The sequence below is a fragment of the Pleionea sp. CnH1-48 genome, assembly GCF_024124665.1.
In the GTDB taxonomy this organism is placed as follows: domain Bacteria; phylum Pseudomonadota; class Gammaproteobacteria; order Enterobacterales; family Kangiellaceae; genus JAMXSB01.
This window is the reverse complement of the sequence record NZ_JAMXSB010000001.1, coordinates 572,942-587,324: the sequence shown is the minus strand read 5'-3', so window position 1 is coordinate 587,324 and position 14,383 is coordinate 572,942. Positions and strand designations below refer to the sequence as shown.

The 14,383-nt window shown below is 44.3% G+C and carries 11 protein-coding genes; 9 read left to right on the top strand and 2 right to left on the bottom strand.

What is annotated here, in order from left to right; all coding sequences use genetic code 11:
• Positions 1-32: 32 nt before the first annotated feature.
• The 8 genes from NH399_RS02570 (at position 33) to thrS (ending at position 12,376) form a co-directional block, all read left to right on the top strand.
• Positions 33-1,154: a PLP-dependent cysteine synthase family protein gene (locus NH399_RS02570; RefSeq protein WP_253036853.1), complete on the top strand. Its 1,122-nt coding sequence runs from the start codon at positions 33-35 to the stop codon at positions 1,152-1,154.
• Between the two features lie 113 nt (positions 1,155-1,267).
• Entirely contained in the window at positions 1,268-3,514 is a 2,247-nt protein-coding gene (locus tag NH399_RS02565; RefSeq protein ID WP_253036852.1) for a tetratricopeptide repeat protein, read from the top strand.
• Between the two features lie 79 nt (positions 3,515-3,593).
• Positions 3,594-4,253 (top strand): alpha/beta hydrolase, encoded by a 660-nt coding sequence (locus tag NH399_RS02560; RefSeq protein ID WP_253036851.1) that lies wholly within the window; start codon positions 3,594-3,596, stop codon positions 4,251-4,253.
• Positions 4,254-4,311: 58 nt separating this feature from the next.
• Positions 4,312-6,831: an ATP-dependent helicase HrpB gene (hrpB, locus tag NH399_RS02555; protein ID WP_253036850.1), complete on the top strand. Its 2,520-nt coding sequence runs from the start codon at positions 4,312-4,314 to the stop codon at positions 6,829-6,831.
• A 15-nt stretch (positions 6,832-6,846) separates the two neighbouring features.
• Positions 6,847-7,155: a hypothetical protein gene (locus NH399_RS02550; protein WP_253036849.1), complete on the top strand. Its 309-nt coding sequence runs from the start codon at positions 6,847-6,849 to the stop codon at positions 7,153-7,155.
• 201 nt (positions 7,156-7,356) lie between these two features.
• Complete coding sequence (locus NH399_RS25800) at positions 7,357-10,572, top strand: PDZ domain-containing protein (protein WP_253036848.1); 3,216 nt, start codon at positions 7,357-7,359, stop codon at positions 10,570-10,572.
• 194 nt (positions 10,573-10,766) lie between these two features.
• Complete coding sequence (locus tag NH399_RS02540; RefSeq protein ID WP_253036847.1) at positions 10,767-10,949, top strand: hypothetical protein; 183 nt, start codon at positions 10,767-10,769, stop codon at positions 10,947-10,949.
• Between the two features lie 206 nt (positions 10,950-11,155).
• The gene (thrS, locus tag NH399_RS02535) at positions 11,156-12,376 is read left to right on the top strand and encodes a threonine--tRNA ligase (RefSeq protein ID WP_256489223.1); all 1,221 of its coding nucleotides are present in this window, start codon (positions 11,156-11,158) and stop codon (positions 12,374-12,376) included.
• A 59-nt stretch (positions 12,377-12,435) separates the two neighbouring features.
• On the opposite strand, the gene NH399_RS02530 is transcribed toward thrS, so the two are convergent.
• Positions 12,436-12,984: a hypothetical protein gene (locus tag NH399_RS02530; protein ID WP_253036845.1), complete on the bottom strand. Its 549-nt coding sequence runs from the start codon at positions 12,982-12,984 to the stop codon at positions 12,436-12,438.
• Between the two features lie 137 nt (positions 12,985-13,121).
• Positions 13,122-13,613 carry a hypothetical protein gene (locus tag NH399_RS02525; RefSeq protein WP_253036844.1) on the bottom strand — a complete coding sequence of 164 codons (492 nt, stop codon included), beginning with the start codon at positions 13,611-13,613 and terminating at the stop codon, positions 13,122-13,124.
• A gap of 379 nt (positions 13,614-13,992) precedes the next feature.
• On the opposite strand from NH399_RS02525, the gene NH399_RS02520 reads away from it, so the two are divergent.
• Positions 13,993-14,325, top strand: coding sequence for a hypothetical protein (locus NH399_RS02520; protein WP_253036843.1), 333 nt, complete (start codon positions 13,993-13,995; stop codon positions 14,323-14,325).
• The last annotated feature ends 58 nt before the right edge of the window (positions 14,326-14,383 follow it).

Sequence of the window (14,383 nt, the reverse complement as noted above, 5' to 3'; positions counted from 1 at the left end):
ACCGATTTATGGAGTCCTGCGAGTTTAAGCACATGTCCAGCAAGTTTGATGATCGACAGTGGGTTCATCAAGCTGTGTATAAAATTCTTGCGGACCAGAATCGATCTTCAGATACTCACTTGATTAAAGTGGACGTACCATGTTTTGGTGATAAAGTTGCTTTGTACCTAAAAGATGAGTCCACTCACCCCTCCGGTAGTTTGAAACATCGTCTGGCCCGCTCTTTATTTTTATATGGGTTGTGTAATGGCGATATCCACCAGAGAACCCCTATTATTGAATCCTCTTCTGGCAGCACAGCGATTTCAGAAGCCTACTTTGCTCGTATGTTAGGACTTAGATTTATTGCTGTTGTTCCTATGGATACTGCCCCAGAAAAACTCGAGAAGATCGAGTTTTATGGTGGCGAATGTATCAAAGTTCGTCCCGATAAAGTCTATGTACAAGCACAGAGCCTGGCGCAGGACTTGCGAGGATATTACATGGACCAGTTTAGTAATGCCGAACGTGTAACCGATTGGCGTGGCAATAATAATATAGCCGAAAGCATTTTTGAGCAGATGAAGATGGAGGCGATGGCCGTCCCTGAGTGGATTGTTGTGGGTGCGGGAACTGGAGGTACGTCTGCGACCATTGGTCGCTATGTTCGCTACCGTGCTGATTTGTATGGCAAAACTAAAGTGGCTGTGGTTGATCCTGAAAACTCTGTTTTTTATGATTATTTTGTTTCCAGAGAATCGGGGATTGCATCTTCGTCAACGTCTCTCATTGAGGGAATTGGTAGACCTCGAGTAGAGCCTTCTTTTCAGCCTAATGTTGTGGATATGATGATGCGTATTCCTGATGCTGCCTCTATTGCCTGCGTTCGTTGGTTAGAGACCGTCATTGGCAAAAAGTGTGGAGGTTCCACCGGAACCAGCGTTTATGGTGCGTTAAAGTTATTAGCCGCCATGATGGAACAAAATAAACAAGGGAGTGTGGTAAGTTTAATTTGCGATGCGGGTGAACGTTATCTGGAGTCTTACTATAATGATATATGGTTAGAAGAGAGAGAAATCAGTATTGCTCCATACATAAAACAGCTTGAAGAGTTCTCTCTTAGTGGTTACATGCAAGAGCTTGATCATGACACCTTCAGTCAGAGTGAGCTTTAGTATTCAGTTTCCTAATTAAAGTGCAGCATGCCCTGGTCATTCTATGGTTAGGTTTTCACCATAGAATGTTATGTGCTGCCCCCTGACAGTATGGCTCAGCTTTTAATGCGTTTATGATGATTTCTCGGCTTTTATTACTTACTTTGTGCTTTTTTATTAGCTTTGCGGCAGTTCCTGCTCAGGCTGATGAAGGTGTTATCAAAGCATTAATCAGTATTGCCGAAAAAGAGCAAAAGGAGAATCCGGAGCAAGCCATTGTCGCATTAAACAAAGCGCTAGAAAGAGTAGCGGATTCTAGTGAGCCCTTTATCGAAATTGATATTCACCTATTATTAGCTCGAACCTATCTGATTAAAGGACAGCATCGATTAGCAGAGCAATCTGGACTATCGGCTCTGGACTTAGCTCGCTCAAAGCAGAGTGAGGGGCATCGTGGAGCGGCCCTGAGTATATTAGGGCAGGTGTTGCTAAAGTTAAATCGGTTCAATCAGTCGTTAGAATACTCTCAACAGTCTTTAGAGCTTCTCGAGCAGGATAATAATAATGAACAAAAAGCCTCCTCTCTTAATAATATTGGTATTGCACTTCGTAACCTTACTCGTTATTACGAGGCATTAACATTTTATAGAATGTCTTTGGATATTCGAAAAGCGATTGGTGATCGTGAAGGTGAAGCCCAAACGCTGAATAACATGGGGGTAACCTTAGGCATATTAGGCGATTATCTGGAAGCCTTAAAAGTGCATAAAAAGGCATTAGAACTGCGGCAGGCGATAAAAGATCAATACGGCTTATCGGATTCTTTGTACAACATTGGTGACATTTATCGAGAGCTAGGAAATTACGAAGAGTCACTGCAATATTTTCAGCGTTCTTATCAACTTGACGTCACATTGGGAAATCCCACATCCATCGGATTTAGCTTAGTTAAAATTGGTGATAATTATTTGCGACTCAATCAGTTTGAGCAGGCAAAAGATAAATTAACAGAGGCTCTTGGTCTGTTTCAAAAGCAAGGGGATAGAAGAAACAGCGCATGGGCAATGAGCCTGCTCGGGGAGCATGCAACATTAAAGGGTAATTTTGATTTAGCTCGCATTACGCTTGATGAAGCTTTAAAAATGGCCGAGAACGAAGAGTCTGAAGGCCTGGTTTTAAAAATTCGGATATTGCTTTCTCAGCTGGCACTCAAAAGCAAACGATATGAACAAGCTCTGGGCTATGCGCAAGCGGCGTTGTTAGAAAGTGACACTGTTGGTGAAAAGAAAAAAGTGGTTCAGGTTTACGATTTACTCACCCAGATTCATCTGGCCAGAGGGGATTTTGATCAATCGTTGAAAGCTTTTGAGAGTTATAAGTCCGTTTATACCAGTTTGCTCAACGAAAACCGAGTGCAGGCGATAGGGAGTTTTCAGAGTCAGATTGATTTTGTTCAACAAGCTCACGAAATTGAAATACTCAAACGCAATCGACAATTACAGGAAGTTGAAATATCCAAGCAGCGCTTACTACGTAACGCGTGGATTATTGGTTCTATTTTCTTTTTTCTATTGCTGTTATCACTGACCAGCCGGTACGTTCAGTCGCGACTTAATAGCGAACTAAAGCTAAAAGTAGCAGAGCGCACTCAGGAGCTCAAAGAAAAGAATCATGAGCTTGAAGAAGCCTATGTCACTCTAGAAGGCATTAGTCTGACTGATGAGTTAACCGGCTTGCATAATCGACGCTTCCTGGAGCGGTTTATTGAAGCCGATCTGATGCGAGTTGTTCAGGATTATCGAGATGCTCAGCGTCTGGGTGAAGGCCTTCCACTTTATTCCGACTGTATCTTCTTTGTGATTGATGTCGATCATTTTAAATCGGTTAATGATAACTATGGGCACGACGCTGGTGATAAAGTATTACTTCAGTTCCCTAAGTTGTTGGACAAGGTATTTCGCCAGTCAGACTATTTAATTCGCTGGGGTGGTGAAGAGTTTTTGGTGGTGGCGCGTTTTGCTCACCGAGAACAGGGGGCGACTCTGGCCGAAAAACTCCGCTCAATTGTCGAAAGTCATGAGTTTGATATTGGCAATGGATTGATGATTCAGCGCACTTGTTCTATCGGTTTTACCTGTTTTCCATTTGTTCGACAGCAGCCAGAAGCACTGTCCAGCGAACAGATGATTCGAATCGCTGATGAATGTTTGTACGCAGCCAAAAAAGCCCGCCGCAATGCCTGGGTTGGATTACATTTTAACCATTCAAGCTATGATGACTTGCTTTTTCCCCGCATATTAAACGAAACGAGTCAGTTGATTGATGACAACATTCTCAAAGTCGAAGCCTCTTGCCCTGATCCCTTTAAGGGAAACGACTAGCGGCCTTCCGTCTCTTCCTCTTTGCTTGATTTCCACTTACAATGCGCTCATCTAAACGACTATTTATCGAGTAATTATTATGTCTTATTTACCCTGCGTCGAAGTTGAAACCCAATCAGACGTCACTGCGTCGGTTATCTGGCTTCATGGTCTGGGAGCCGATGGACATGACTTTGAGCCTATTGTGCCCGAACTACGGCTGCCTGCTTCTTTGGGAGCACGTTTTGTATTCCCTCATGCACCGACGATTCCAGTCACTATCAATGGTGGAATGGTGATGCGTGCCTGGTACGACATCTTATCAATGAGTATTGAGCGAGAGATTGATGAAGAGCAGATATTAAAATCTTCGGCTGCGATTACGCAATTGATTGAACGCGAAATTGAACGAGGAATTGATAGCAAACGTATCGTGTTAGCTGGATTTTCTCAGGGCGGAGCAGTGGCTTATCAAACGGCTTTGAGTTATGACAAACCTTTGGCAGGATTAATGACCATGTCGACCTATTTTGCCACTAAAGACACCATTCAGGTTAACCCTGCTAACCAATCTTTGCCTATTCATGTGTTTCACGGAACAGCAGATCCCGTGGTTCCTGAGATCTTAGGACAGCAAGCGGTTCAGACGTTACAAGAACTTAACTTTAAACCCGCTTATAAAACCTACCCCATGCAGCATGCGGTATGCCCGCCACAGATTGCTGATATTTCGCAGTGGTTGCAGTCGGTATTAGCTTAAGTGAGTGAGGTCTGCTGATTGGCCATTGGCCCAGAGACCCTTAAGTGGATAAAACCTCATGCAAAACCTTGATGCTGTGATTGCACAAAGCCAATTGCCTGTGAGTCAGGTGATTGGCGATGTTCGCCAGCAACTGGCCAAACATCAACGGGCAATTCTGCAAGCCGAACCCGGTGCAGGCAAAACCACACTGATACCCTTGGCATTGCTAGGGGATGTCACATCCAACCAAAAAATTGTGATGCTCGAACCACGTCGTCTGGCTGCGCGTAATGCGGCTATGCGTATGGCTGAGATGTTGGGTGAGCAGGTAGGTGAAACCGTCGGATATCGGATCCGTAATGACGTTAAGGTTGGACCACACACACGTATTGAGGTGATTACCGAGGGAATACTGACGCGCATGATTCAGTCAGATCCCGAACTGACTGGCATTGCTCTGATTATTTTTGACGAATTTCATGAGCGCAGTCTTCATGCTGATCTTGGGTTGGCACTGGCTTATGAGGTGCAATCAGCACTGCGTGACGATCTGTCACTGTTGGTTATGTCGGCCACTATCGATACCTCTTCTGTTTCTGCGTTACTGGATGAAGCGCCTGTGATCCAATGTGAGGGTCGTCGTTATCCAGTGACAACGGAATACCTCATGGCGAGCAGGGCAAACCGGGATAGGCTTGAACAACTGTTGCCAGCAGTCAAAAAGGCACTCATCGAAACTCAGGGCAATGTATTGGTGTTCTTACCCGGTGTGGGAGACATTTTGCGTGCCCAGGAACGAATCAATGATTTCGATTTTTCGCAGGAGGGACTGCCGCGACCAGAAGTGTCGGTGCTTTATGGTGATCTTAACTGGCAGCAACAGCAAAAAGCAGTTCGACCATTGCCAGACCAGCGAACGATCATTCTTGCAACCAACATTGCCGAAACCAGTTTAACGATAGCTGGCATTCAGGCGGTCATTGATTCGGGCTGGATGCGTCAGAGTGAGTTTGAACCACAACGAGGTTTTAACCGCCTGGTGACTCGACGTATTGCTAAAGATTCTGCCGAGCAGCGTGCAGGGCGAGCTGGACGCTTAAGTGCTGGCAAGTGTTATCGATTATGGCCTGAATCAGAATCTTTGGCGCCTTATTCTCGTGCCGAAATTCTTCGTAGTGATATGGCTCCTATGGTGCTTGAGTTGGCTCAGTGGGGCGTATTTGAACCCACTGAGCTAAAACTGTTGGATATGCCTAATGCGGGGGCGTATCAACAAGCACAAAAGTTGCTGCGTCAGTTATCTGCTTTAGATAAAGAGAATCGGATTACTCGCACTGGCCAACAGAGTTTGAAGCTAGGCGTCCATCCTCGTTTGGCGAACATGTTGTTTCAATCGATCAACATGAAGTTGGTACGTTCGGCTTGTTTGTTGGCGGCATTGTTAGAAGAGAGAGACATTCTTTCTGGTGATGAAGGCCGTAATCCAGATATTTTAATGCGTTTATTGCTGTTGCAGCGGGAACAAAACAAACGCAACACTCGTTATCAGCGCATTATGCAACAGGCGACCTCTCTTCAAAATAAACTCAAACAGCTGGTAGGGAGCTTACCTACAGAGACAGAGGCCGATGATAAAACTCTCGGTTTGTTGCTAGCCTATGCCTACCCCGATCGGATTGCACAAAAACGAGGCCAAGGTTATCGCTTGGCTAACGGCAGCGGCGCTGCCTTTGCCGATGACTTTATGATCGATTTCGATTGGCTGGTAGCCGTTGATATCAGCGGTAATGATCGACACGGACACATCCGTTTAACGGCCCCCCTTGATAAAAGCGATGTCATTGAGGCTTTTGGTGATCAGGTTGTGCGCCAGCAAGAGCATCATTGGAACGATAAACTCCAGCAGGTAGAGGTCGAGAATATTTCTCGTTATCAGGCGCTTGTTTTGGAGCGAGAGGCCGTGCGCGAGCCTGAGCCTCAACTATTGACCCAGGGATTGCTAGCGGCAATTTCAAAGATGGGCGTCGCGGCTTTACCTTGGACACCTCACTTACGTCAATGGCAAGCTCGTATCGAACGACTAAGAAGCGTTGCCGAATTTGAAAGCCTTTTTCCTGATGTTTCTGAACAGCAACTGGCAGTGACATTGAATGATTGGTTAGCACCTTTTATTGTCGGCAAAAAAGCCATCAAACAGATCACTGAGCAAGATTTGCAACAAGCTCTTTTTAGTCTGTTGGACTGGCCTCAACAGCAACAACTGGATGAGCTGATGCCAACCCATTGGCCTGTTCCTTCTGGTTCCAAAATTACTTTAGATTACATGCAGGGAGAACAACCCATTCTCGCTGTAAAACTGCAAGAGATGTTCGGTGTTAAAGAGTCGCCTCGGGTCGCTCAAAATCGGATTGCTGTGGTGGTGCATTTGTTGTCGCCTGCACGCCGTCCTTTGCAAATTACTCAAGACTTGGCCAATTTCTGGAGTCATGGCTACGATGACGTTAAGAAAGAAATGAAGGGTCGGTATCCTAAGCATCCCTGGCCGGATGATCCGCTTACTGCTGTGGCGACTCGAAAAACTAAACATCGTCAATGATTAAAAGAGAATATTATGGAATTTCATGAACGTATTAAACTGATTTCTTGTCCCTCATGTCACGAAAAGGCTACCCATAATGAGTATCTAGAACAAGGTGTCGGGGAGTCAAAATGGGATAAACACTTTCGTTGCCCTCATTGCCAGATAAAACTCAAGCAAAACAGTTTTATGTTGGTATATGCCTGGATTGTTTTTGCCATTATTGGCTATGTAGTATTTTTTAACTCACGTACCGAGTTTGTTGTCGTTGCGGTGGTTATGTTTATCAGTTTGTTTCCCATTGCCTGGAAAGGACGCTTCTTCTCTGTTGTTAAGGAGTAAGGGCCGAGTGCTGGGAATGCTTTGTTTTGAAAAGCTGTGCAATTAGTCAAAGCTGCCATAAAAGTCTGAAACGGCTATTAACAATTTTTATTCGTCTCGTTTACGCTCGATAGGCATAATGGGACACTTTAGATAATCTCTGTCGTCTTGCGAAATTATTACTACAACGTAAAAATGACTGCCATACCAGGAGCCATAATAGTGAAAAAAAGTTTAGCTCTATTACTACTTACAGGTGTTTGCTCATCGGCTTGGGCGAATAGCGAAGATGACCGTACGCGGTTGTTGCGTGAGCCCTCGTTACATCAAAATACATTAGTATTTACCTACGCAAGGGATATTTGGAAAACGTCGCTAGATAACTTAACGGCCACCCGGCTAACCAGCTTTCAAGGACAGGAGTCAAACCCTGTCATATCGCCTGATGGGCAATGGGTGGCATTCACCGGTCAGTATGATGGTAATAACGATGTTTACGTTGTATCGATCAATGGTGGCGAAGCCAAGCGCTTAACCTATCATCCCGGCAACGACAGTGCGGTTGGCTGGAGCCCTGATGGTCAAAATGTTCTGTTCTCGAGTGGGCGGGCGAATGCGCCTCGTGCATGGAGTCAGTTGTGGAGTATTTCTGCCGACGGCGGTATGCCGACATCTTTACCAATGAATCGTGCGCTTCATGGTGACTATTCTGCAGATGGCAAGCAACTGGTTTTTCGTCGTCAAGGTAGTTGGGATGACGGCTGGCGTAATTATCGTGGCGGTCAGAATCAGGATTTAAGAATTATTGATCTAAAATCTCTTGAAGAGACTTTGTTACCAGCCAATGGTGCAAAAGAGTGGGCTCCTCAGTGGCAGGGTGATTATATTTACTTTATGTCTAACCGTAATCAAGTCGCGAATGTTTTTCGCTACTCTGTGGCTGGCGCTCAAGTTGAAGCCGTGACAGAGCACAAAGGCTATGACGTAATGGGGTATGCTGTTGATGGTGATTCACTGGTTTATCAACGTCATGGCGATCTTTTTTATAAAAAGGGACAGCAGGATGCACAGCGACTCGATATTCATCTGCGTGGTGACTTCTCATGGAATCGTGACCATTTTGCAGACGTGAATGAATTAATCGAATCATCGAAACTTTCTCCCACAGGTAAGCGCGGTTTGTTTGTGGCTCGAGGTGATGTGTTTACGGTACCCGCTGAACATGGCGACGTGAGAAATCTCACTGAAACATCTGACAGTCGTGAAGTGGCAGCAACATGGTCTAATGGTGGTGAACGTATTGCGTGGGTATCCGATGAGTCGGGAGAATATCGTTTGATCATTGCCGATCAAATGGGCGCAGTAAAAAAGCGCATCAAACTGCAAGAAAAAGGATATTATCACGATTTACTTTGGTCGCCTGACGATAAACAGATTGCGCTGGTTGATCAGAAACAGCAACTCTGGCTGCTTGCCGTTAAATCAGGAAAACTAACCAAAGTAGCGCAACAGCCTGTGGTATCGGTTAACTGGTCTTTCGAACTCAGTTGGTCTCCAGATAGTCAGTGGTTGGCGTATGTAAAAGAAAGCGAAACTTTCTTCCGCAGCATTTATTTGTACTCTATGAAACAAAAGAAGTCTTATGCCGTGACCGATGGTTTGGCCGATGCACGCTATCCTTCGTGGGATCAAGAAGCCAGCCGTTTATACTTTTTAGCCAGTATTGATTTTGGGCCTTCGGCAGCCTGGTTAGACATGACTACGAATGCGTTCAAGGCGACTTATCAACCTTACTATATGGTACTGGACCCAAATGAAGGTTCACCCTTATTGCCGCGCAGCGATGAAGAGTCTGTGGCTAAAAAAGATAAGGATGAAGACGATGAAGAGAAAGAAACTAAACTGACCATTGAACTGCAAAATCTGGCGCAAAGAATCTTACCCATTGATGTTAGTAAAGATCGCCTGACCCATCTGCAAGCAGGAGCTAGTGGCCAGTTATTTTATCTAAAGTGGAAAGACAAAGACGCTTCGCTAATGCGTTACGATTTTGACAAACGCGAAGCTAAATCAATTGCAGATGGAGTTAATCAATACGCTCTATCGGCAGACCGAAAGATGATCATGGCTCGTGCTGGCAAGCAATGGAAAACATTCGCTGCAAAAGCCAAGATGGCCAGTGGCAAAGCAATGAAAGTCGACCTACAAAAGTGGGTGGAGCCAGAGTTGGAAGCTCGACAGATATTCCGCGAAGCATGGCGTTATCAGCGTGATTATTTTTATGTTGATAATTTTCATGGTGCTGACTGGGATCAGGTATATCAAGATTATTTACCTCTTGTTGAACATGTAAAGCATCCAGCCGATCTGGCTTACTTGTTAGATAACATCGGTGCAGAGATGGCGGTTGGCCACAGTTATACTCGTGCTGGTGGTCTACCCGATATTGGTCGTGCGAAAACGGGATTGTTAGGTGCCGATATTGAGTGGAACAACAAAGCGTTTCGCTTTAAACGCATTTATCGAGGCGAAAGCTGGTTTGCAGCTGATCAACTCAGTGCGCCTTTGGCTGCAGCTGGATTGAAGGTGAAAGACGGCGAGTATTTGTTGGCCATTAATGGTAAAAGTTTGCGTAAAGGTGATAATCTTTATCAAGCATTGCGTGGTACTCAGGGCAAACAAACACGTTTGACCATTGCTACCAACTCTAGTGGCAAAAACCGTCGTACGGTAACGGTTGTGCCTATTGCTTCTGAATATCAATTGCGTAGCAATGCCTGGGTAGAAGACAATCGTCGTTATGTTGATAAGCAGTCAAAAGGTAAGTTGGCTTATGTATGGGTGCCTAACACCACGACTCAAGGTTTTGAGTATTTTAATCGTTACTTCTTTGCTCAGGCTAATCGTGAAGGCATTGTAATTGACGAGCGTTTTAACCACGGTGGGCAAATTGCCGAATATATTATTGATATTCTCAGAAGAGAAAGAAATGGTTACTTCAATAATAACTTGAGACATAAGCAACCACTTAGCAGCCCTGGTGCTGGTATCTGGGGGCCTAAAGTGATGTTGATTAATGAAGTATCTGGATCCGGTGGCGACATACTGCCTTATATGTTCCGCTTCTACAAACTGGGGCCGTTAGTTGGTAAAACCACCTGGGGCGGCCTGGTGGGTATTTGGGGCGTTCCTCGATTGATGAATGGCGGTTCCATCACAGCTCCTCGAAGTGGTTTTTATAACTTGCAGGGTGAGTGGAAGATTGAAAACGAAGGCGTAGTGCCAGATATCGATGTGGACCAGCTGGCCAAGTATTCTGTGAAAGGTGTTGATCACCAACTTGAGGTTGCTGTGAAAGTGGCGTTGGAAGCATTAGAAAGAGCGCCTGTTGTCACAAAAGAACAACCCAAAGCACCTATACGCGTGCCTCAACAGTAAGAGAGATGGCTGCTCCCACTTTGAGAGTGGCAGTGCTAGAATAAGCAATATATTGAGTTACAGTATGTTGCTTATTTTATACCCTTCGCCTTTCAAGATGCTGCGGTGTTGGCTGCACCTCGAAGTACTTTGGGTATATTTAATAGCAAAAGGGATTAGCAATAACGTTTGAATAAGATCTACAGGTTTTCGCTATGGCTGATGTTATTTCATTTAAACAAGCAAAAAATCAGCGTAAAAGTCGCAAGAAGTTATGCGGGCATGGTTTTCATAAGTGGAAAGTTTGGAAAGACAAACAATTTGATGTGAAGTCTGGCAAGCTGGTGACTGTTTATCGTTGCGAAGGCTGTGACGCGCAAAAGGTAAAAACTCACTGACTATGGTTGAACTCAAAAAGCCTAACTTTGCTCTTTACATCAAATCTATGAGCTGTTAGTTTAGAATTATGAACATTATAAATCTGTACCCACAATTTGTTACCACCACTACCACCGAGAAATTCCTTGGAGGGTAGTGCTTAAACGTATTTTTAAAAAAGACCCTCTGAGCGAAAGCCAGAGGGTCTTTTTTTTGTTCATGGTTTTTGCTCAGAGACATTCACAAAGAGGCAAAAATCATGGAAAAACATCGCAAAATTGCACAACAGCTGGATCTCTTTCACTCAGAACCTTCTGGGCCTGGTATGGTGTTCTGGCATCCCAATGGATGGCGGCTTTTTAACAAAGTAAAACGCCATATTCAAAAGCTTTATGAAGCATCGGGGTTTGTAGAAATATCGACTCCCGTTTTCTTGAAAAAAGAGTTATGGGAAACTTCTGGCCATTGGGAAAAGTTCTCCGAAAATATGTTTGTTGGCGGTGCCAACAATGAAGAACCTCAATGTGCTTTAAAGCCAATGTCGTGTCCGGCTCATATTCTGTTTTTTAAACGTGGCGTCTTAAGTTATCGCTCGCTACCTTATCGGGTATTTGAGTTTGGTCAGGTGCATCGCAACGAGCCCTCTGGTGCGCTCAATGGGCTAATGCGACTGCGTCAGTTTACTCAAGATGATGCCCATGTTGTTTGTCGATGGCAGGATTGCGTACGCGAAATTCGTTTGTTTCTAGCACGAGCTAGAAAAGTCTATGGCGACTATGGATATCACCACTTGGACGTTCGCATTTCGACTCGACCTCAAGAGTATTTTGGTGATGATAGTGATTGGAGTCGCGCTGAACAGTTATTGGAACAAGCTTGTCGTGAGGCAAAACTGGACTTTCAAATGCAACCAGGGGAGGGGGCATTTTACGGACCTAAGATAGAGCTGGTGCTCAAAGATAGTCAAGATAGGCAGTGGCAGTGTGGCACTATTCAGTTGGACTTTAACATGCCAAGGCGTTTTGAGTTAGAGTATGTCGACGAGTCTGGAGAGCGTAAGATGCCTGTGATGTTACATCAGGCAGTTTATGGATCATTAGAACGCTGGATCGGAATTTTGCTTGAGACTTATCAAGGCAATTTGCCAGAGTGGGTTCATCCTCAACCTGTAGCCATTGCCTCGATTGGGGAGAAGGCAATTGAGCATTGTCGTCAGATGCAACAGAACTTATTGGAGTTGGGTATTCCGTCTGTGCTTAATGTTCAGCAGCAAGGGATTGGAAAAAAAATTAAAATGTTTCATCAACAGAAAGTACCGCTGGTACTTATTGCAGGCGAACAAGAGGCTTCATGCAATGAGTTTGTCTTAAGACATCGCGATGGAGAACAACAGACATTTTCTGCTGATAAACTGCTCGAAGTCATTCAAAAAAAGGTAAGCTTATGATGTTTGTCTGGTCAAGGATATCGACACCACTAGAGACGGTATCCCTGGCCATCGAATCATTATGGTAGGTGATTAGTGAAAACGATTAGACTCTGATCATTGGTATAATAAAAGCCCCCTTGATTAAAAGGAGGGAGTCCCATATTTTCAAGAAACCGTTCTCGGCTATCCAGATCATCTATCTGCAACTCCAGTCGACATGAACGCTGACGACATTCAAGGTACTTAAAGGCAACACCGGGGATATCTTTGTCAAAAAAGTAACTTTGGATTTCTTGCCATGCGTAGATGTTGTCTCCTTCTTGCTGAGCAAAGTCAGATTCATATTGATCGATAATAGCTTCCTCGGTTGACGCATTGTCTTGCTCGTTTGGAGAGGTGTTGTCTTTTTCTTCAAGCGTTCTGGTAGGATTTTTTGCTGCCAATGGCTTATGGACTGCTGGAGATGCTTCATCCATGGCGACTTCTGTATCGAGTGTATTCGTTTGTGAAGCTAAGGAGCTTGTTGCTGGAGTCTTGATTGGATGGCTAACCGAATGCTCTGTTGACTGCACTGTCGATAGATGCTCTCCTCGATGGAGGTATTGCCATACTAATACACTTATCATAACTATGTTGACACACAGCAAAAGTATATTGACAGAAAATTTCATTATTTAGATCCTCCTGGAGTAGGGAGTGCCATATAGTAAGTTGCTTTATCTACATGGCACCCTATTACAAGATTGAGTGATTAAAAGTCAAATTAATCGTACTCTCTAATGTAGTAAGAGTTAATGCCGGAACGATTGCCGTTGTACTTTCCTGGCACACTGCATCGAATCAAGTGATAACCTTTTGATGGCTTGTAGCTCAAACTGCCCAGGTTAAGTGTTGTGGTGCCATTTTGCGATGAAACCGTTTGAGTGTAATAGCCAGTACCTCCTGATTGACTACGGGTGAGTGCTAAACATGAAACGGATTGTCCTGAGAATAGGTTTGCGTCATAAACACTAACCGCTATATCCTTTGCCGCACCGTGATCTAACATTGCACCACAAACGAACGTGTTGGAGCCCGTTGCATCATTGCGTAACCTGGCAACTGAGTCATACCAGGCCTCGGATGTCGTGTCACCATACTCCACACAATAAGATCCTGGGTAACTTTTTCTATCGCTGGTGGCAGCATTGGCGTCAAAACTTAAGGTTTGTAGCGCTATTGCAGTTAAGGACAGTAGGTATAATTTATTTAACATAGTAAGTTTCTCCATTCAGTTATTCGACGTTCTACAACCTTTTTACCTTGAGTAAGGAAAGTGAGTATCCGCAGAAAATCTCTTCCCTTATTGAGTCAATACAGGAGGCAGTCGAATATGAGGACACTTTTATTATCGAAGTGAATAAAGGGGAAGGATTGGTTAATAATTCTGTTGGGATTGAATAAATGGGTAGTAATACCAATAACTAGAGTTAAGTGTTCATTTGAGTGTAAAGTGATGACTCTATTCTAGCGCTTAGATATCGGTTTATTCTGGGGTTCGTGGCTAACCAAATAATCGGTATACACTAGGGTATAGCTCTGGCAATATAATAAATAAAAATGGGCTAATAGAGCCTAAGTTAGGAGAGGTGAGTATGGGTGAAGTTATTGAATTTCCAAAAGGAAAAAAGTCGACCTATGGTGATGCGGTGGAGTACTTTCAGGAAGCTTATCAAAAAGCGGGGCTTTCTGATGAGCAGATTGTCTCCGCTATGCAAGAGTTGGAGCCTTTTATTATCGATACTTTTCCGCAAAAAGATTTTACTTTCAGCCTGCCTGCGGATCTTAATTTTAATGAGCAGCAAATTGAAGCGATTGCTCTGGAACATAATCGAAGCATGTCTGAGGCGATAGGGTATTTTGGTGAGCAGATGTGGATTTCTTTATGCCGTATTGCCGAAATCATTGGACGAAACAATCTCAGGTAATCCTGATGTGAGATTCTTTGGGCGTTCTGGCCGTTAACCATAACAGCCAGAATATGCC